We start from the raw sequence: 17,481 nt of genomic DNA, 5'->3' as shown, positions 1-17,481 counted from the left end.
ATTGGCGTGTTACACCCGGAGGAACAAGGTTTTCCCCCGATTGCCGAGGAACTACCGTCCGTTACGGAGCGTGGTCACCACGCGGCAGACCCCACCCGCGGGCGGCTGTCGCCCGCGGGTGGGGTGGCCGGTCTTCCGGCGGGGTTAGTGCGACACCAGCGGCAGGTCCAGCGCCGCCCTGAGCTCGTCGACCACCGTGAGCTGGTCGGCCTCGCCCAGGTCGTGGTACAGCGGGAGGATCAGCGACCGGTCGGTGAACCGCTCGGTCACCGGCAGGTCGCCGCGCGGGTGCCCGGCGTAGGCGGGTTCCCGGTGCGCGGCCATGATCCCGCGGCGGGCCGACACGCCCCGCTCCACGAGCCTGGCCAGCACGTCGTTGCGCGACAGCGGCGCGTCGTCCGGGAGCAGGACCCAGAACGACTGGTAGTTGGTCGTGCCGTGCTCCGGGTCGCGGACCGCGCGCAGGCCCGGCACGTCGGCGAGCAGCCGGTGGTAGCGGGCCGCCAGCTCGCGCCTGCGCCGCACGATCGCGTCCAGCTTGCCCAGCTGCACCAGGCCGATCGCGGCCTGGATGTCGGTCATCCGGTAGTTGAACGCGGTCTCCAGGTAGCTCTCCACCACCGCGCCGCCGCCGCTGTGCCGCTCGGCCGCGCTGACGCTCATGCCGTGCTCGCGCAGCCGCCTGCCCCGCACCGCCCACTCCTCGCGGTCGGTGGTGAGCATGCCGCCCTCACCGGTGGTGATCAGCTTGCGCGGGTGGAACGACCAGGCGGCCAGCTCCGCGTCCGCGCCGACCGGCACGCCGCGGTAGGTCGACCCGGCCGCGCAGGCCGCGTCCTCCACCACGGTGACCCCGCGCGGGCGGCACAGGTCGCGCAGCGCCTCCACGTCCGCGGGCACGCCGGCCTGGTGCACCAGGACCACGGCCCTGGTGCGCTCGGTGAGCACCTGCGCGACGGTGGCCGCGGAGAGGTTGCCGGTCTCCGGCTCCACGTCGGCGAACACCGGCTCGGCACCGCAGTGGCGGACCGCGTTGGCGGTGGCGATGAACGACAGCGACGGCACGACGACCTCGTCGCCGGGGCCGACGCCGAGCAGGTGCAGCGCCACGTGCAGGGCGGTGGTGCACGAGGACAGCGCCACCGCGTGCAGCGCGGCCACGCGGCGGGCGAAGGCGTCCTCGAACGCGGCGACCTTCGGGCCCTGCGCGACCCAGCCGGACAGCACGGCGGCGGAGGCGGCCTGCGCCTCCGCGTCACCGAGCCAGGGCTTCATGACGGGGATCACCGGACCGCCTCGGCGGCCTCGGCACCAAGCCCGACCCACCACCGCACGAGCCCACGCAGGCCGTCCTCCAGGCCGATCTCGGGCTTCCAGCCGAGGTCGCGCGCCGCGGCGGAGATGTCGGCCAGCCGGCGGGTCACACCGTTGACCTCGCGCTCCGGCCCGTGCTCCAGGGGCAGGTCCGAGTCCATCGCGGACAGCAGCGCCAGGGCCAGGCCCTTGAGGCTGGTCTCCTCGGCGCCGGCGATGTTGTAGACGCGGTCGGTGACGTCGGCCCGCGCGGCCAGGACGTTGGCGCGCGCGATGTCGTGCACGTGGACGAAGTCCATGGTCTGCGCGCCGTCGCCGAAGATCAGCGGCGGCCGGCCGTCGGCGATGCGCTCCATCCAGCGGATGAGCACCTCGGTGTACTTGCCGTGGGCGTCCATGCGCGGGCCGTAGACGTTGAAGTAGCGCAGCGCCACGTAGTCCAGGTCGTGCATGGCCTTGAAGCTGCGCAGCATGCCCTCGTTGAACGCCTTGGCCGCGCCGTAGAACGTGTCGTTGTTGTACGGGTGGTGGCGCTCCGTGGTCGGGAACTCCTCGGCCAGGCCGTACACCGACGCCGACGACGAGGCGACGACCTTCTTCACGCCGGCCTCGACGGACGCCTCGATGATGTTGAAGGTGCCGTCGACCAGGCACTCCAGCGCGAGCCTCGGCTGCTCGGCGCACTGGGTGATGCGCAGCGCGGCGAGGTGGAACACCAGGTCGGTGCCCCGGGTCAGCTCGGCGAGCAGGGCGCGGTCGTCGATGTCGCCCTCGACCACGGTGAGCCGGTCGCCCGCCGCGGCGGACGCGTCGGCCAGGTTCTCCCGGCGGCCCCGGACGAAGTTGTCCAGCACCACCACCTCGGCCGCGCCGGCCGCCAGCAGCTGGTCCACCACGGCCGAGCCGATGGTGCCCGCGCCTCCGGTGACCAGGGCGCGCTGCCCCTCGATCGGCTGAGCCGCTCCCGACATCGTGCTGTTCCTCCCGGTAGTGCACGCGGGGCCGCTGCCCGCGCGGTTGGTGCTGGTGCTCAGGGTGTGGCGGGTGGGCCGACCCGGTCGACGGCGACGAACTCGCCGCCCGCGGCCAGGCTCGCGGAGGCGGCTTCGAGGGTGGCCAGCACCCGCAGGCCCGACGAGCCGTCGGTCAGCGGCGCGCGCTTCTCGGTGATGGACGCGGCGAACTCGGCCATCACCCCGCGCAGCGCCTCGCGCTCCGGCAGCGCCGGGGCCACGGTGTCGCCGCGGCGGTAGGAGACGATCGCCTGGCGGCGGTTCTCGTCGCTGTCGGCGAGGTCCGCCCCCCGGTCGTGCACCGACAGGCGCTGCACGGCGTTCAGGTCGTCCCAGACGACCGTGCGGCGGGAGCCGCCGACGATCATGGTGCGGATCTTGGTCGGCGACAGCCAGTTCACGTGCACGTGGGCCAGCACGCCGTCGGACAGCTCCAGGGTCAGGTGGCCGACGCAGGCGCGGCCCGCGCCGATCGGGTCCGAGCCGTGCGCGGAGACGCGGGCGACGCGCACGCCGTCGGGCAGGATCGCGTCGAAGATCGACAGGTCGTGGGGCGCGAGGTCCCAGAACACGTCGACGTCCGGCTGCACCAGGCCCAGGTTGATGCGCACCGAGTCCAGGTACCGCACGGTGCCGATCTCGCCGCTGCGCACCAGGTGCCGCAGGTGCTGCACGGCCGGCGTGTACGCGAACGTGTGGTCCAGCATCAGGGTCAGGCCGCGCTCCTCGGCCTCGCGCACCAGCTCCAGGCCGTCGGCGTAGTTGGCCGCGAGCGGCTTCTCCACCAGCACGTGCTTGCCCGCGCGCAGGGCGGCCAGGGCGACCGGCAGGTGGGTGGCGGCCGGCGTGGCGATGGCGACGGCGTCGACCGCGGGGTCGGCCAGCACGTCGTCCAGCGAGCCGCACACCCGCACGGTCGAGTAGTCGCCCAGCACGCGGCGCGCGCGCTCGGTGTCCAGGTCGCACAGGTAGCGCAGCTTCAGCGCGGGGGTCGCCTGGGCGTTGCGCACCAGGTTGGGGCCCCAGTAGCCGGCGCCGACGACGGCGATGCCGATCGGCTGGTCCATCCCGTTCCCCATCTCAGTAGGCCCCCTGGCCGCCGAACACGGCGCGGAAGGTCTTCCACAGGATCAACGCGTCGAGGGCCAGCGACCAGTCCTCCACGTAGCGCAGGTCGAGCCGCACGGACTCCTCCCACGACAGGTCGCTGCGGCCGGAGACCTGCCACAGGCCGGTCAGGCCCGGCTTGACCAGCAGCCGGCGGCGCACGTCCGGGCCGTACTTGGCGCTCTCCTCGGGCAGCGGCGGCCGCGGGCCCACCAGCGACATGGAGCCGCCGAGCACGTTGAACAGCTGCGGCAGCTCGTCGAGGGAGTAGCGGCGCAGGACGCGGCCGACCGCGGTGACCCGCGGGTCCCGCTTCATCTTGAACAGCACGCCCGCGCCCTCGTTGAGCTGCTCCAGCTTGGCGCGCAGCGCGTCGGCGTTGGTGACCATGGTGCGGAACTTCAGGATGGTGAACGGCACGCCGTCCTTGCCGACCCGGCGCTGCTTGTAGAGCACCGGACCCCTGGTGTCGACCATGATCGCCACCGCGACGGCCAGCAGCACCGGGCTGAGCAGCGCCAGCAGCGCGCACGAGCCGATCTTGTCCACGGTCGCCTTGACCACGCGGCGGAAGCCGGTGAACGACGGCTCGGTCACCCGCAGCAGCGGCATCCCGAGCACGCCGGTGACGTGCAGGCGCGGACCCGCGAAGTCCATCAGCGCGGGCGCGACGACCATCTCGGTGCCGGTGCCCTCCAGGTCCCAGGCCAGCTGCTGGAGGCGGCGGGGCGTCCAGTAGGCGTCGGGGGTGACCGCGACGATCCGGTAGCCGCCGCGGCGCACCTGCTCGGCCAGCTCGTTGAACCGGCCCACCACCGGGATGCCGTCCAGCTCGACGCCGATCTGCGCGCGGCCGTCGACGGTGCAGACCGCGTCCACGCGCCAGCCCAGGTGCGGGGCGCGGCGGGTGCGGGAGACCAGGTCCTTGACGGTGTCGACGTTGCCCGCCGCCAGCACCGGCAGCAGGCAGCGGCCCTCGCCGCGGGCCCGGTGCAGGGGGCGGCGCAGCAGGTAGCGGACCGGGAAGGCGACCAGCGCGATCGCCGGGCCGACCAGGAACACCCACAGCCGGGCGCCCGGCAGCTCCGCCGCGAGCGCGCCCAGGCCCAGGGCGACGACCGAGGCGAACAGGCCGCGCCCCAGCCGGCGGAACTCCTCCGCGCCCTGGCCCAGCACCGTGGTGTTCCAGACGCGGTTGAGGAACAGCGAACCGAGGACCACCCCGATCGTGATCGCCTCCAGGGCGAGCAGCGACAGCGGTCCGACGGAGGTGTGGCGGGCCTGGAGCACGGCGCCCGCCATGACGACGACCAGCAAGGTGCACAGGACGTCGGCGGCGATCACGCCGTAGCGGTAGGCGGGTTCCCAGCCGTTGACGGTGGGACTCGTGGTGCGCCGGGTCGTGGCGCCACCGGTGACCGGTCTGTGCCTCGTGTGCTGGACCTGCTCGCTCATCGTGCTCCCCCGGTTTGAGCCGGTACGGACGTGCTTCGTTCGCAGGGCATCCCCGACGGACCCGCGTGTGGTGTACAGCAAATGTTGCGGCGGGCTTTTTCAGCCTCGCCAACCGTCATTCGTCGGGCGCCGGCCGCGCGTTACACACAGGGTGAAGGTGGTCCAGATGCTGATTCACCGGTGCGACACCCGGCGCACACCCGTACGTGTCGCGAGGTGACTTCGGGTCACGCACCCGCCACGCTTGGGTGTTCCGGTCGGGCACCCCTCGTACCTGGGTCGTCACCGGTCCGCGGCGGCGCGGGCCAAGAACATCGCTCGGGGGGCCCGCGGCGTTACAGGGGGCTTTTCGGTACCGGGCGAAATGCAGCCGCAATGAGCCGAAAAAGGACTTCAGGCCCTAGCACGCCCGCAGCAGGGCGGACGGGCCATCACCCTTTCACATACCGGGAGCAGCTATTCGGCGCAACGGACTCGCCACTTCCGGCGACCCGCCCCGCCAATTACCACCCGGCCGGCCGATCAAGAGTGACCGAGACCACGTCCACCACCCGGACAATCCCCGCCCGCCCCTCGCGTCCCGCCGGCGAGCCGCTGCCCCGACGGCCGGCTTTCCCCGCCCGACCGGACGGCATCCGCTGCCCCGCCGAACGACACGCGATGTCCCACCGGAGGACACGCGGTGCTTGACCGGAGGACACGCGGTGTCCGAGTGGAGGACACGCGCGAGGCGGAGCTTTTGAACCCGCGTGTCCTCCGGTCCGGCACCGCGTGTCCTCCGGTCCGGCACCGGGGGTTGGGCGGGGGGGGTGAGGGGGTGTAGGGGTACGTGAGCGCTTGTTCACATGTGAACGGCGGGAGGGGTGGGTTCGGCGATCAGCCGGACCTTCTCGGTGCCGACGGCCACCACGTCGCCGTGCTTGAGCTGGGCGCCCCGGCGGGTCTCGACGCGGCCGTTGACCGTCACCTCTTCGTCTTCGACCAGCTCACGGGCGTGGGCGCCGTTGTCGGCCAGGCCGGCCAGCTTGAGGAACTGGCCCAGCCTGATCATGTCGTCGGAGATCGCCACCTCGCGGATGCGCACGCGACCATCATCGCGCAGGGGCCCGGAAGCTTCCGCACGAGCACCGGTTAACCAGGATTGCACGCACTGGAAACACGGTCGACATCCGCCGAACGTGGTTCGGTCTACGGTTCCCGGAATGTGAGCACAGCCAGCTCGGACCCGGATCCCGCCGGCGGTGGTGAGCGAAGACGCCGTCGGTCGTTGCGCGGTGAGGTGGGCACGACCGGTGCCCGGTTCGGCTCGCCCGCGCTGCGCCGGAGCTTAGAGGAGAGGTCGGTCGAGCAGCCCAAGCCGCCCCGGCGGCGGCGGTCGCTGCGCGGCGAGGTGGGCACGACGGGCGCCCGGTTCGGTTCGGCCGCCCTGCGCCGGAGCTTGGAGCGGGAAGAGGAGCGGGGCGAAGCGGGGGGCGGGCACGGCCCGGAGAACGGGCCGGAGGCGCAGGCCCTACCTGACGCGGGGGCCCGGCGCGACGCGGAGTCCTGGCGCGACGCGGGGGCCCGGCGCGACGCGGAGTCCTGGCGCGACGCGGAGTCCTGGCGCGACGCGGAGTCCTGGCGCGACGCGGAGTCCTGGCGCGACGCGGAGGAGCGGCGGGCGGAGGAGGAGCGGGCCAGCCGGGCGGAGTGGTGGGAGCGCGAGGAACAGGGGTGGGCCCGGCAGACCGGGGCGGAGCGCGGGCAGGCCGGGCAGGGGTGGGCGGGGCAAGGCTGGGAGGAGCGGGGCGGAGCGGAGCTGGAGGACACCGCGCCCTTCGCCGAAGCCGTCACCGGTGGGCAGCCGGTGGTCCCGCCCGGCCGCGCGCCGGAGCCGGAGCCGGAGCCCGTCGAGGAGTTCTCCGGGCCGCTGGTCCGCCCCTACGCGTGGACGGGCGGCCGCACGTCCTCCCACCACGACCTGAGGCTGGAGACCCTGGTCTCGCTGGAGGACAGCGGCATCGCCATCGCCATGCGGGACTCCAGCCACGAGCAGCGGTCGATCGTGGAGATGTGCGCGAACCACCCGCGCTCGGTCGCCGAGGTCTCCGCGCTGCTGGCGGTGCCGCTGGGCGTGGCGCGGGTGCTCATCGGCGACCTCATCAGCATGGGCGTGATGGCGGTGCACGACAACGCCGCCGCGCCCGGCGGTCCCGACCTGGCGCTGCTGGAACGGGTGCTAGTCGGCCTGCGCAACCTCTGACCGCAGCTCACCGAACACCTCGGCGAGCGCGGCCAGGCTGTAGTGCGCGTTGAGCCCGCTCGGGTTCGGCAGCACCCACAGCCGCGCCGAGGCGATGCGCTCGTCCTGCGGTCCGACGCGGGCCGTCTTGCGCCCGAACGCCGTGCGGTAGGCCGTCACGCCCACGATCGCCACGAACCTCGGCCGGTACTCCCGCACCACCTCGGTCAGCCGCTCGCCACCGGCCCGCAGCTCCTCGTCCGCCAGCTCGTCGGCCCGCGCGGTGGGGCGTGCCGCCAGGTTGGTGATGCCCAGGCCGAGGTCGAGCAGCTCGTCCTGCTCGGAGGGCTTGAGCAGGCGCGGGGTGAAGCCGGACAGGTGCAGCGCGGGCCAGAACCGGTTGCCCGGCCGCGCGAAGTGCTGCCCCTTGGCCGCCGAGAGCAGGCCGGGGTTGATGCCGCAGAACAGCACGTCCAACCCCGGCTTCAGCACGTCGGGCAGCGTCACGCGACCACCACCGGCGCCCCGTCGACCACGAGCCGCCAGTCGGTGGAGGCGAACGCGGCCGGGTCGATCTCGCCGCGCTCCTGCACCCACTCGATCAGCAGCTGCCGGATCTCCAACTGCCGGTTGTGCAGCACCGGAGCGGTGGAGATGTGCGGGAAGTTGCCGCCGCCGGACTGCCGGTAGTTGTTCACCGCCACCGCGAACGCCTGGTCGGGCGCCACGGGCGTGCCGCCGTAGGCCAGGCCCGCGATCCGCTGCCCGACCGGCTTGGCCAGGTCGATGTCGTAGGTGAGCGGCGCGTCCAGGCCGGCGGCCACGTCGTAGAGGTAGTCCGGGGTGCCGTTCGCGTTGGTCAGCGCGTCCGGCTGGTGCGGTCCGGCCGTGCCCACCGCCTTGAAGTAGCCGGCCGAGCGCTCCAGGTAGTCCTTGAGCTGCGCGCCGGTGAGCCGCACGCCGAACAGGGTGTTGTCGTAGATGTAGAGGCCGGCCACGTCGCGCACGGACACGTCGCCCGCCGGGATCGCGGCGGCCTTGTTGAACGGCGAGGCCAGCGACAGCACCGGCAGCGCCTCGGTCAGGGTCGCCTTCAGCGCCTCGGCCTGCACCCGGTTGACGAAGTCGAGGGCGGCGGTGTCCTCGTACCGGGAGGTCGCGGCGGACATGGCGGCCTTCGACGTGCCGATCTTGGAGTTGACGTAGGCCACCACGCGCTCGTGGTCCGCCCGCAGCTTGTCGACGATCACCCGGTCCTCGGGGACCGTGTTGGTGTTGAGGACCTGCGAGCGCGACGCCGTCGGCTGCCAGCCCCGGCGGGGCGTCCACTCCAGGTCGAACTCCACCAGGCTCAGCCGCTTGCCCCAGAACAGGGGCTCGGTCAGCAGCACCTGCTTCCCGGTGGCCCTGTTGGTGACGAAGCGCTGCGCGATCTCGGTGTGGGCGTGGCCGACCAGGATCGCGTCGATGCCCGGCACCTCCTCGGCGACCAGCGCCGAGCAGTTCTCCGGGAACGGCAGCAGGTCGCCCAGCGAGGAGGACAGGTCGGCACCCGAGTGGGCGGCCACGACCACGACGTCGGCACCCGCCGCGCGCACCCTCGGCACCCAGTGCCTGGCCTGCTCCAGCACGCCGGGGAAGGTCATCCGGCCCTCGACGTTCGCCTTGTCCCAGATGGCGATGCCCGGGTTGGTCAGGCCGAGGACGCCGACCCGCAGCGGCGCGGCGCCGGTGCGCCACACGGTCTTGATCACGTAGGGCCGGAACGCGGGCTTGCCGGTGGTCGCGTCCAGGGCGTTGGCGGCCAGCAGCGGGAAGTCGAGCTGCTTCTCGAACGCGCGCAGCAGGGGGATGCCGTAGTTGAACTCGTGGTTGCCCAGCGCGGCGGCGTCGTAGCCCAGCTCGTTCATGGCGGTGGCCATCGGGTGCACCTTGCGGCGGCCGATGGGTTCGACCTTGGCGTAGTAGTAGGCCAGCGGGGTGCCCTGGATGGTGTCGCCCGCGTCGATCAGCAGGGTGCGGTGGGCGCCGCGCTCCTGGCGGACCGCTTTGACCAGGGTGGACAGCTTCGCCAGGCCGATGTCGTTGTGGGCGGAGTCGTCGAACTCGCGGTCGGCGAAGTAGTCCCAGTTGAACACGTTGCCGTGCAGGTCGGTCGTGCCCATGACGGTCAGGGTGAACCGGCGGGCCCCGGCCGCGCGGTCGTCCGGGGCGGCGTGCGCCACCGAGCGGAACCCGGCGGCGGCGAGGACGCTCGCGGCGCCGCCGGCGAGCAGGGCGCGGCGGGGCAGAGGAGAACCGGTCATGGGGTGACCGTAGTCATTGACGGTTGACCGGGCGACCGGCAGGCACGCGAGGCACGCACGCGAGGCACGCACGCGAGGCACGCACGGTCGGCCGGGCGACCAGCGCCCGGCCGACCGGGGTGGACTACTCGGCAGGCTCGGTGTCGGTTCCCGAGGCGCCGGCGCCCGAAGCCCCGGCACCCGGCTCGGACTCCCCCTTGCGCCGGCCGAGCGCGATCGCCACGCCGATCGCCACCAGCACCACCGCGGCCGCGATCCACACCCACAGCGGCACCCCGCCGCCGTCGTCCTCCCGGGCGGCCTCCGGAACCGCGGCGGCCGACGTGGTCGTGGTGGTCGTGGTGGTCGGCGCGCCGGTGGTGGTGGAGGCGGCCGCGCCGGTCGTGGTGGTGGTCGGCGCGGACGCGGTGGCCGTGGTGGGCGGCGGCTGCGCGGCGGCCGGCGCGGGCATGGTGAAGGTGATGACGCCGTCGACGAAGTCGCCGTCCAGGGACTGCACCATCCAGGTCAACCGGTACTGGCCTGCCGGCGCACCGCTCTGCTTCATCGGCACGACCAGGCTGGTGCCCTCGGCGCCGACCTCGCCCAGCGGCCACGCGCTGCCGTCCGGGCCGGTCACGGTGATGGTGGCGCTCTCGGCGGGCACCGGTTCGGTGAACGTCAGCGTCAGCCGCGTGGGCCGCTGCGGCAGCACCGCCCCGTTCGCCGGGTCGCTGGAGGTCAGCTCGGTGTGGGCGAGTGCCGGGGACGCCGTGCCGAACAGGGCCAGTGCCGCCAGCAGCGCCGAGAGCGCCAGTCGGGTCATACCGGTAGTTCTACCGCGTCGGGGGTGTCCCCTGCCCGTCCGCAGGCGGCCGGCCGCCCTGCTGCCGACCGTCCCCGCCGCCCCGCATGACGTCGCCGACGGCCATGATGCTGTCGGCGGTGGACTCGGTCGACACCACGGTGACGGGGTCACCGGTCTTGATGTCGTCCAGGTCGCCCTTGCCGCCGTTGACCTTCGTGTCGCCGTCGATCTTGTAGGTCTGGGTGTAGCCGTCGCCGCTCTTGACCGTGATGGAGGAGTCGGAGACCTCGGTGACCTCGCCGTTCTGGAACTCGCCGTGCTGCGAGTCGCCGAACGGGCCGCCCATGAGGACCATGCCGGGACCACCGCGCATCATGTAGCCGCGCGGCCCGCCCATGCCCTGCTGGGCCGCCTCGGAGTTGCTGGCGGCGTAGATGACCCCGCCACCGGCGGCGGCGATGCCCACGGCGATCGCGACCGCGACGAGTGTCCTGCGGCCGTTCCAGCCGCTACCGGGAGCGGCCTGCGGCGGCGGCTGGTCACCCCAGGTCGGGTTCTCGGGTTCGGTGCTCATGGTCACCACCGTCGCGGGTCCGCCTGTGCGTGGGCTGTGCGGTCGTTGGGCGTGGGCTGTGCGTCGGCCCGCCGATCGCGCCCTGACCTGCGGGAGCCGTTCACAGGTGGTACACAGGGTCGGCACAGCAGGGGCTCAAGGGCCGCGCCGACGATGGGAGCATGCGCTCAGTGTCCGCCGCAGGGGCCTCCCCTGAACTCCGCCGCCCGGACGGCAGTCCGGTACGGGTGCTCGTGGTCGACGACGAGTCGACGCTCGCCGAGCTGATGTCCATGGCCCTGCGGATGGAGCGGTGGGAGGTGCGCACCGCCCTGGACGGCACGTCCGCGGTGCGCGTCGCGCGCGAGTTCCGCCCGGACGTGGTCGTGCTCGACGTGATGCTGCCCGACTTCGACGGCCTGGAGGTGCTGCGCAGGCTGCGCGCCGACAGCCCGGCCCTGCCGGTGCTGTTCCTGACCGCCAAGGACGCCGTGGAGGACCGGATCGCCGGGCTGACCGCGGGCGGCGACGACTACGTCACCAAGCCGTTCAGCCTGGAGGAGGTCGTGCTGAGGCTGCGCGGCCTGCTGCGCCGCACCGGCGTCACCGAGGCGAGCGCGGGCACCGAGCTGGTGGTGGGCGACCTGGTGCTGGACGAGGAGACCCGCGAGGTGCGCCGGGGCGGCCGGTCGATCGACCTGACCGCGACCGAGTTCGAGCTGCTGCGGTTCCTGATGCGCAACCCCCGGCGGGTGCTGTCGAAGGCGCAGATCCTGGACCGGGTGTGGAACTACGACTTCGGCGGCCAGGCCAACATCGTCGAGCTCTACATCTCCTACCTGCGCAAGAAGATCGACGCCGGCAGAGCGCCGATGATCCACACGATGCGGGGCGCCGGGTATGTCCTCAAGCCTGCGACCTAGGACCTGGTCGCTGCGGACCAGGCTGCTGGTCGGGCAACTGGCCCTGCTCGCCGTGCTGTGCGCGATCATCGGCGTGGTCAGCGGGTTCGCGCTGCGCGACTTCCTCGTCGGCCGGCTGGACGAGCAGCTGCAGCTGGCGGCCGAGCGGGCCACCCGCATGCTGCCCCCGCTGCCCGGCAACCCCCGGCCGGAAAGACCGCTGGGCGGCCCCGGCTTCGACCTCGGCACGCTGTTGGTCGTCACCTCCCCGGACGGCGGCCGGGAGGGCTACCGGCTGGACGAGAGCGCCCAGGCCGAGCAACTGCCGAGCGAGGCGAGCGCGCTGGTCGCCGGCGCCACCGGCAGCGGGCCCCGCACCGTGGACCTGGGCGGCGACCTCGGCGAGTTCCGGGTCATCTCCACCGTCACCCGGACCGGCGACACGCTGATCACCGGCCTGCCGCTGGACGACGTGAACAGCACGGTGTGGCAGCTGGGCCTGATCCTCGGCGGGGTGTCGCTGGCCGGGTTGACCGCGGCGATCCTGGCCGGGACGTTCGTGGTGCGCCGGGCGCTGCGCCCGCTGGACCGGGTCGCCGAGACCGCCACCCGGGTCGCGGAGCTGCCGCTGCACAAGGGCGAGGTGGCGCTGGCCGAGCGGGTGGCCGAGGAGGACGCCAACCCCGACACCGAGGTCGGCAAGGTCGGCCTGGCGCTGAACAAGATGCTCGGCCACGTCGGCAGCGCGCTGGAGGCCCGGTACGCCAGCGAGACGCGGGTCCGGCAGTTCGTCGCCGACGCCAGCCACGAGCTGCGCACGCCGCTGGCGGCGATCCGCGGCTACGCGGAGCTGACCCGCCGCAGCAACGACGAGGTGCCGCCGCAGGTCGGGCACGCCATGCGGCGGGTGGAGTCCGAGGCGGTGCGGATGACGTCGCTGGTGGAGGACCTGCTGCTGCTCGCCCGGCTCGACGCGGGCCGGCCGCTGGGCCGGGAACCGGTCGACCTGTCGCGGCTGGTGGTCGACGCGGTCAGCGACGCGCGGATCGCCGGGCCCGACCACGAGTGGCGGTTGCGGCTGCCGCCGGACGCCGTGCTGGTGACCGGTGACCAGCACAAGCTGCACCAGGTGCTGGCGAACCTGCTGTCCAACGCCCGCGTGCACACGCCGCCGGGGACGACCGTGGTGACCTCGATCGGCGTCGGAGGCGGGGCGGTGGAGGTCGCGGTCACCGACGACGGGCCGGGCATCCCCGAGGAGCTGCAGGGCGAGGTGTTCGAGCGGTTCGCGCGCGGCGACACGTCCCGCTCGCGGGCGGCGGGGAGCACCGGGCTGGGGCTGTCGATCGTGGCCGCGGTGGTGGCGGCGCACCAGGGCGGCGTGCGGGTGACGAGCCGGCCGGGCCGGACCACCTTCACGGTCCGGCTGCCGCGCTGAGCCGCGGTGGGGTCGGCACAGGTGGGTTGAGCGGATCACCCGGTGCCGCACGCCGCGGTCGCCGTGACGCACCGATCCGGTCAGGTCGGCGCCGGATCGCCATCTGCAGCGCGTCCAGGGCGAGGTCGTTGCCGGGGCGGGTGCGTCCGGCGTCAGTCTTGGTCAGCCGTCGCGCAGGGTCTGGCTGGGGGCGGTGCCGTAGGCGCGGCGGTAGTCGGCGGCCTGCGGTGAGCAGGGGTCCAGGGCGGTGAGCCGCAGCGACCGCGGGCGGCGGGCGGGGGCGGTCGCCGCGACGTGGGCGAGCAGGGCCGGGTCGATGGTGGTGTTGTCGATCTGGCCGGGCGTCCACCGGGCGGTGCAGGGCAGGTCTGGGTAGCTGTTGACGAACAGTTCCCCGGTGCCGTAGCGGCGGTCGCTGGAGCCGCCGGCGCGTTCCCCCTGCGAGGTCAACGCGCGGTTGACGACCACCGTGTGCAGCGGCTCGACCTCGCATTGGAGGTCGGCCGACTGGTGGACGGCAGCCAGGGGGATCAGGCCCGCGTCGGTCGGTGGTGGCGCATCAGATGCGGGCCGCCATCGGCGCGGATGCGGGTGGACGTGCCGTAGGCACCGGTGAGGAGGTGTTCCATCCCCTCCGCACCGGAGACCTCGATTTCAGAGGTGCGGACCTCGGGGGGCACCACCGTCAGCCTCGCAGGGTGCGGCCGGGCGTGACCCCGAACCGCTGCCGGTAGGCGGCACTGAACTGGCTGCTGCCGGCCCAGCCCCACCGGCGGGCCACCTCGGCGACGGTCACCCCGCTGCCCGGTTCGGCGGCGGTGAGGTCGGCGTGGGCGCGCTCCAGCCGGGCCCGGCGCAGAAAACCCTGTGGCGTGATCTCGAAATAACGGAGGAACGCCTCCCGCAGCGCCCGGCCGGTGACCCCGGCCGCCGCCGCGATCTCGGCGACCGTGACCGGCTGGGCGGCGTTCTCGGTGATGAACACGACCGCCCGGTGCACCGCGGCCGGCGCCACCCAGCCCGGGCCGGGCACGTACCCGGCCGTCATCGTCGTGTTCGGGAACGTTTCCAGGAACGCGGCGGCGGCCACCCGGGTCAGCTCCGGCAGCACCAACGGGTGGATTCCGGCCGCCCCGGAGGTGGTCACCTGACCGCAGATGAACTGCGCCGTCCGGGCGAACACGCGCTGCCGGGCCGGCGAGACCGGGACCATGGCCTCGAACCGGAGCTCGCCCGCGGGCAGCCCGGCATGGTGCTGGGCCAGATCAGCGGCCGCAGCCCACGGGATCCGCAGCATGATGGCCTCCATCTGGTCGATGGTGGCCGTGGCGGGCTGGTGGGGCGGCAGCAGGAAGACGTCCCCGTCCGCGGGCCGGATCTCCTCCTGGGCGGTCGCGATGACACCTGAGCCCCGGAGGAACGTCACCGCCATGGGCGGGCTGGTCGGGCTCATCTCGGCGCTGTAGGCGAAACCCTGGTAACGGAACAAGGCCGCGTTCAGCCCCTGCGCCGTCGCCGAGCGGATCAGCCCAGCGGCCTGGCCGGGGTCGGGGCACCGGAAGCTGGGCGTGTGGTCAACGACCAGCTCCCTGACCATGTCAGCCAATACATCCATGTCCCGGGTAGCCAGCTCGGCCCGCTCCACCGGCACCATCCCGGGCACCCCGGCACCCTCCGCCATCGCAGTCACCCTCAACAGTCGAGTTACTGCCACGCTAGCCCCGTCTTTCGCACATGGCGATGAGTGAGGTGGTCCCCGGAATCGGGGATTGATCGATCATGGTGGTCGGGTCGGGTCGACCGCGAGCCGGGATGCAGCCCGGTCGTGGTGGTGTCCGGGGCGAGGGCCCGGCGGACGGAACGCTCGATGAGGCAGAAGATCGGCAATGCCGGGCAGACCGTCGGTAGCGGCTTCGGCGTCCAGTGCGGCCTGGTCGAACCACCAGGTCAGGGTGGGTTTGCCGGTGGCGGGGTCGGTGGCCGTGACCCGGTCGGTGCCGGCCTGCCCGGTCGGGTGGTGCCGCGAGCCCAGGCCGCGAGTCAGCCGTTCCGGATCATCGCGGGCGCGGGTGAGCTTCTCGGCTCGATGTACTCGACGGTCGCGATCTCCGGGTCGTCCGGGCCCCACCACGAGCCGCGATCGCGGACGAACTCGACCTTGTGCAACGAGTTGAACGCCTCGGCCAGCCGCCGGGTGCAGCGGATCACCCGGTACTGGGTGAGTTCAACCGGTCAGAGCAGCAGTGCTGGTCGGGTGGGTGTGCGTGGCGATCCTGGCCGCGTCCGTCGTGGTCGTGCCCGGCCTCGACCGCCAAGCGCGTGGCCCGCTCCCGCAACTCGTCGGGGTACTTCCGCGGTGCCGCCATGACCGTGAATCCTCCGGGTGTTCGACACCTCCATCAAACTTGGGGCGGGACACCGGGCGCGGGCAGGGCTGGGCCCGGGCAGGGCTGGGCGCAAGCAGGGCTTGAGCGGGCGGGTTCGGCGCGAGCCGCCGGGTGCGGGTGATCTTCCCGCGCACAGCCGGCTCACAGGCGGGGCACAAGGACCACCCAGCCCGGCCGGACAGGCTCGACCGCATGCGAGCGCGACTACCCCTGTTGCTGTTGTTGGCCGGGACGGCGGTGCTGTACCTGTGGCGCCTGGGCGACTCCGGCTGGGCCAACGCCTACTACTCCGCCGCCGCGCAGGCGGGTGCCCGGAGCTGGTCCGCCTGGTTCTTCGGGGCCACCGACGCCTCCGGCGCCATCACCGTCGACAAGACGCCCGCGGCCACCTGGGTGATGGGCCTGTCGGCCCGGCTGTTCGGGGTCAACGCGTGGAGCATCCTGGTCCCCCAGGCCCTGATGGGCGTGGCGAGCGTCGGCCTGCTGCACGCCACTGTGCGCCGCACGTCCGGCGAAGCGGCCGGGCTGGTCGCGGGCGCGGTGCTGGCGCTCACGCCGGTGGCGGTGCTGATGTTCCGGTTCAACAACCCGGACGCGCTGCTGGTGCTGCTGCTCGTGGCGGGCGCCTACTGCACGGTGCGGGCCACCGAACGCGCCTCGGCGCGGTGGCTGGTGCTCGCGGGCGTGGCGGTGGGCTTCGGCTTCCTGGCCAAGATGCTCCAGGCGTTCCTGGTGCTGCCCGCGTTCGGCCTGGTGTACCTGGTGTTCGCGCCGGCGGGAACGGCGCGCAAGCTCCGGCACCTGGCCGCGGCGCTGGGGGCGGTGGTCGTCGCGGGCGGCTGGTGGGTGCTGGCGGTGGAGCTGGTGCCCGCCGGCTCCCGCCCCTACATCGGCGGCTCGCAGGGCAACAGCGTGCTCGAACTCGCCCTGGGCTACAACGGCCTCGGCCGGCTGACCGGTGAGGAGGTCGGCAGCGTCGGCGGCGGTGGCGGGTGGGGGTCCACGGGGTGGAGCCGGCTGCTCGGCTCGGAGATGGGCAGCCAGATCGCCTGGCTGCTGCCGACCGCCGTGGTGCTGCTGGTCGCCGGCTGGTGGGCGGCCGACCGGACCGGGCGCGCCGGGCTCGCGCTGTGGGGCGGCTGGCTGGTGGTCACCGCCCTGGTCTTCAGCTTCATGAGCGGCATCATCCACTCCTACTACACGGTGGCCCTGGCACCGGCCATCGGCGGCCTGATCGGCACCGGCGCGCTCGCGCTGTGGCGCAGGCGGCACGAACCCGTCGCCGCCGCGGCGCTGTCCGGTGCGGCGGCGGTGTCGGCGCTCCAGTGCTACCTGCTGCTGCTGGGCTGGTCCGCGCTGCTCGCCTCGGTGGTGCTGGTGCTGGGGCTGCTGGCCGCGGTGGGGTTGTTCCTGGCCGCCGTCGCGCCCGCCGCGGCGGTCGTGCCGGTCGCGCTGGTCGCCGTGCTGCTCGGGCCGGGCGCCTACTCGGTGGCCACGGCCGCCACGCCGCACTCCGGCGCGATCCCCAGCGCGGGCCCGGCGCTGGGCGGCCGGATGGGCGGCGGGTTCACCATGATGCGCGGCATGGGCGGGCCCGGTGGTCTGCTCAGCGCCAGCGAACCGGGTGACGAACTGGTCGCCCTGCTCCGCGAGAGCGACGGCTACACGTGGGCCGCCGCGGCCGTGGGGTCGAACAACGCGGCCGGGTTCCAGCTCGGCAGCGGCATGCCGGTGATGGCCGTCGGCGGGTTCAACGGCACCGACCCCGCACCGACGCCGGAGCAGTTCCGACAGCTCGTCGAGGACGGACGCGTCCACTACTTCCTGGGCGGCGCGGGCATGCCCGCCGAGTCCGGCAGCGACGCGTCCCAGCGGATCGCCGAGTGGGTCGAGGAGAACTTCACCGCGACCGAAGTGGACGGTGTGACCGTCTACGACCTCACAGCGGGCGCACAGGCATGACACACGAAGCGCCAAGCCCCGGGCACGACGGTGAGG

Annotated in this window: 17 protein-coding genes; 4 read left to right on the top strand and 13 right to left on the bottom strand. The window is 73.4% G+C overall.

The features are described 5' to 3' along the window. Nucleotides 1–144 precede the first annotated feature (144 nt). From EKG83_RS11440 to EKG83_RS11420, 5 genes are all read right to left on the bottom strand, one after another. The gene (locus EKG83_RS11440; RefSeq protein ID WP_033434442.1) at nt 145–1,275 is read right to left on the bottom strand and encodes a DegT/DnrJ/EryC1/StrS family aminotransferase; all 1,131 of its coding nucleotides are present in this window, start codon (nt 1,273–1,275) and stop codon (nt 145–147) included. An 8-nt stretch (nt 1,276–1,283) separates the two neighbouring features. Beyond that, complete coding sequence (locus tag EKG83_RS11435) at nt 1,284–2,285, bottom strand: SDR family NAD(P)-dependent oxidoreductase (protein ID WP_153278020.1); 1,002 nt, start codon at nt 2,283–2,285, stop codon at nt 1,284–1,286. Between the two features lie 59 nt (nt 2,286–2,344). Further along, nucleotides 2,345–3,394: a Gfo/Idh/MocA family protein gene (locus EKG83_RS11430; protein ID WP_153278019.1), complete on the bottom strand. Its 1,050-nt coding sequence runs from the start codon at nt 3,392–3,394 to the stop codon at nt 2,345–2,347. A gap of 13 nt (nt 3,395–3,407) precedes the next feature. After that, a complete protein-coding gene (locus EKG83_RS11425; protein WP_153278018.1) occupies nt 3,408–4,889 on the bottom strand; it encodes a sugar transferase in 1,482 nt (493 codons plus the stop codon). A gap of 841 nt (nt 4,890–5,730) precedes the next feature. Beyond that, nucleotides 5,731–5,973, bottom strand: coding sequence for an RNA-binding S4 domain-containing protein (locus EKG83_RS11420; RefSeq protein WP_033434445.1), 243 nt, complete (start codon nt 5,971–5,973; stop codon nt 5,731–5,733). A 183-nt stretch (nt 5,974–6,156) separates the two neighbouring features. On the opposite strand from EKG83_RS11420, the gene EKG83_RS11415 reads away from it, so the two are divergent. Further along, nucleotides 6,157–7,131, top strand: coding sequence for a DUF742 domain-containing protein (locus EKG83_RS11415; protein WP_153278017.1), 975 nt, complete (start codon nt 6,157–6,159; stop codon nt 7,129–7,131). On the opposite strand, the gene mug is transcribed toward EKG83_RS11415, so the two are convergent. From mug to EKG83_RS11395, 4 genes are all read right to left on the bottom strand, one after another. Continuing rightward, nucleotides 7,108–7,617 carry a G/U mismatch-specific DNA glycosylase gene (mug, locus tag EKG83_RS11410; RefSeq protein WP_228122575.1) on the bottom strand — a complete coding sequence of 170 codons (510 nt, stop codon included), beginning with the start codon at nt 7,615–7,617 and terminating at the stop codon, nt 7,108–7,110. The two genes, EKG83_RS11415 and mug, sit on opposite strands and share 24 nt — an antisense overlap. Continuing rightward, complete coding sequence (locus EKG83_RS11405) at nt 7,614–9,416, bottom strand: bifunctional metallophosphatase/5'-nucleotidase (protein ID WP_033434446.1); 1,803 nt, start codon at nt 9,414–9,416, stop codon at nt 7,614–7,616. The genes mug and EKG83_RS11405 overlap by 4 nt, the downstream gene beginning before the upstream one ends. Before the next feature lie 124 nt (nt 9,417–9,540). Further along, nucleotides 9,541–10,221 carry a copper resistance CopC family protein gene (locus tag EKG83_RS11400; protein WP_051766731.1) on the bottom strand — a complete coding sequence of 227 codons (681 nt, stop codon included), beginning with the start codon at nt 10,219–10,221 and terminating at the stop codon, nt 9,541–9,543. Nucleotides 10,222–10,231: 10 nt separating this feature from the next. Further along, nucleotides 10,232–10,777 carry a hypothetical protein gene (locus EKG83_RS11395; protein ID WP_063741465.1) on the bottom strand — a complete coding sequence of 182 codons (546 nt, stop codon included), beginning with the start codon at nt 10,775–10,777 and terminating at the stop codon, nt 10,232–10,234. A gap of 161 nt (nt 10,778–10,938) precedes the next feature. On the opposite strand from EKG83_RS11395, the gene EKG83_RS11390 reads away from it, so the two are divergent. Together EKG83_RS11390 and EKG83_RS11385 are read left to right on the top strand one after the other, a co-directional pair. Beyond that, complete coding sequence (locus tag EKG83_RS11390) at nt 10,939–11,679, top strand: response regulator transcription factor (protein ID WP_033434447.1); 741 nt, start codon at nt 10,939–10,941, stop codon at nt 11,677–11,679. Next, nucleotides 11,657–13,096 (top strand): sensor histidine kinase, encoded by a 1,440-nt coding sequence (locus EKG83_RS11385; protein ID WP_033434448.1) that lies wholly within the window; start codon nt 11,657–11,659, stop codon nt 13,094–13,096. The genes EKG83_RS11390 and EKG83_RS11385 overlap by 23 nt, the downstream gene beginning before the upstream one ends. 162 nt (nt 13,097–13,258) lie before the next feature. Here EKG83_RS11385 and EKG83_RS11380 read toward each other — a convergent pair whose 3' ends face one another. The 4 genes from EKG83_RS11380 to EKG83_RS11365 all read right to left on the bottom strand — a co-directional run bounded on the left by EKG83_RS11380 (nt 13,259) and on the right by EKG83_RS11365 (nt 15,304). Continuing rightward, complete coding sequence (locus EKG83_RS11380) at nt 13,259–13,564, bottom strand: hypothetical protein (RefSeq protein ID WP_033434449.1); 306 nt, start codon at nt 13,562–13,564, stop codon at nt 13,259–13,261. A gap of 62 nt (nt 13,565–13,626) precedes the next feature. Further along, nucleotides 13,627–13,776 (bottom strand): hypothetical protein, encoded by a 150-nt coding sequence (locus EKG83_RS11375; RefSeq protein WP_153278015.1) that lies wholly within the window; start codon nt 13,774–13,776, stop codon nt 13,627–13,629. 5 nt (nt 13,777–13,781) lie between these two features. Then, nucleotides 13,782–14,777 (bottom strand): helix-turn-helix transcriptional regulator, encoded by a 996-nt coding sequence (locus EKG83_RS11370; protein ID WP_051766733.1) that lies wholly within the window; start codon nt 14,775–14,777, stop codon nt 13,782–13,784. A 359-nt stretch (nt 14,778–15,136) separates the two neighbouring features. Continuing rightward, nucleotides 15,137–15,304: a hypothetical protein gene (locus EKG83_RS11365; RefSeq protein WP_153278014.1), complete on the bottom strand. Its 168-nt coding sequence runs from the start codon at nt 15,302–15,304 to the stop codon at nt 15,137–15,139. A 371-nt stretch (nt 15,305–15,675) separates the two neighbouring features. Here EKG83_RS11365 and EKG83_RS11360 point away from each other — a divergent pair, with 371 nt between their 5' ends. Next, nucleotides 15,676–17,445: an ArnT family glycosyltransferase gene (locus EKG83_RS11360; protein ID WP_033434450.1), complete on the top strand. Its 1,770-nt coding sequence runs from the start codon at nt 15,676–15,678 to the stop codon at nt 17,443–17,445. Nucleotides 17,446–17,481: the final 36 nt, after the last annotated feature.

Origin of the sequence: Saccharothrix syringae, assembly GCF_009498035.1 — a bacterium.
Lineage (GTDB): Bacteria > Actinomycetota > Actinomycetes > Mycobacteriales > Pseudonocardiaceae > Actinosynnema > Actinosynnema syringae.
The sequence above is the reverse complement of the archived record's forward strand: the minus strand, read 5'-3'. Positions and strand labels throughout refer to the sequence as shown.

Bases quoted from the DNA above. Each gene is read 5' to 3' on its own strand.
- EKG83_RS11400 (WP_051766731.1), bottom strand. From the start codon at position 10,221: ATGACCCGACTGGCGCTCTCGGCGCTGCTGGCGGCACTGGCCCTGTTC.
- EKG83_RS11435 (WP_153278020.1), bottom strand. From the start codon at position 2,285: ATGTCGGGAGCGGCTCAGCCGATCGAGGGGCAGCGCGCCCTGGTCACC.
- EKG83_RS11395 (WP_063741465.1), bottom strand. From the start codon at position 10,777: ATGAGCACCGAACCCGAGAACCCGACCTGGGGTGACCAGCCGCCGCCG.
- EKG83_RS11385 (WP_033434448.1), top strand. From the start codon at position 11,657: ATGTCCTCAAGCCTGCGACCTAGGACCTGGTCGCTGCGGACCAGGCTG.
- EKG83_RS11390 (WP_033434447.1), top strand. From the start codon at position 10,939: ATGCGCTCAGTGTCCGCCGCAGGGGCCTCCCCTGAACTCCGCCGCCCG.
- EKG83_RS11430 (WP_153278019.1), bottom strand. From the start codon at position 3,394: ATGGACCAGCCGATCGGCATCGCCGTCGTCGGCGCCGGCTACTGGGGC.
- EKG83_RS11425 (WP_153278018.1), bottom strand. From the start codon at position 4,889: ATGAGCGAGCAGGTCCAGCACACGAGGCACAGACCGGTCACCGGTGGC.
- EKG83_RS11405 (WP_033434446.1), bottom strand. From the start codon at position 9,416: ATGACCGGTTCTCCTCTGCCCCGCCGCGCCCTGCTCGCCGGCGGCGCC.
- EKG83_RS11440 (WP_033434442.1), bottom strand. From the start codon at position 1,275: ATGAAGCCCTGGCTCGGTGACGCGGAGGCGCAGGCCGCCTCCGCCGCC.
- EKG83_RS11370 (WP_051766733.1), bottom strand. From the start codon at position 14,777: ATGGCGGAGGGTGCCGGGGTGCCCGGGATGGTGCCGGTGGAGCGGGCC.
- EKG83_RS11360 (WP_033434450.1), top strand. From the start codon at position 15,676: ATGCGAGCGCGACTACCCCTGTTGCTGTTGTTGGCCGGGACGGCGGTG.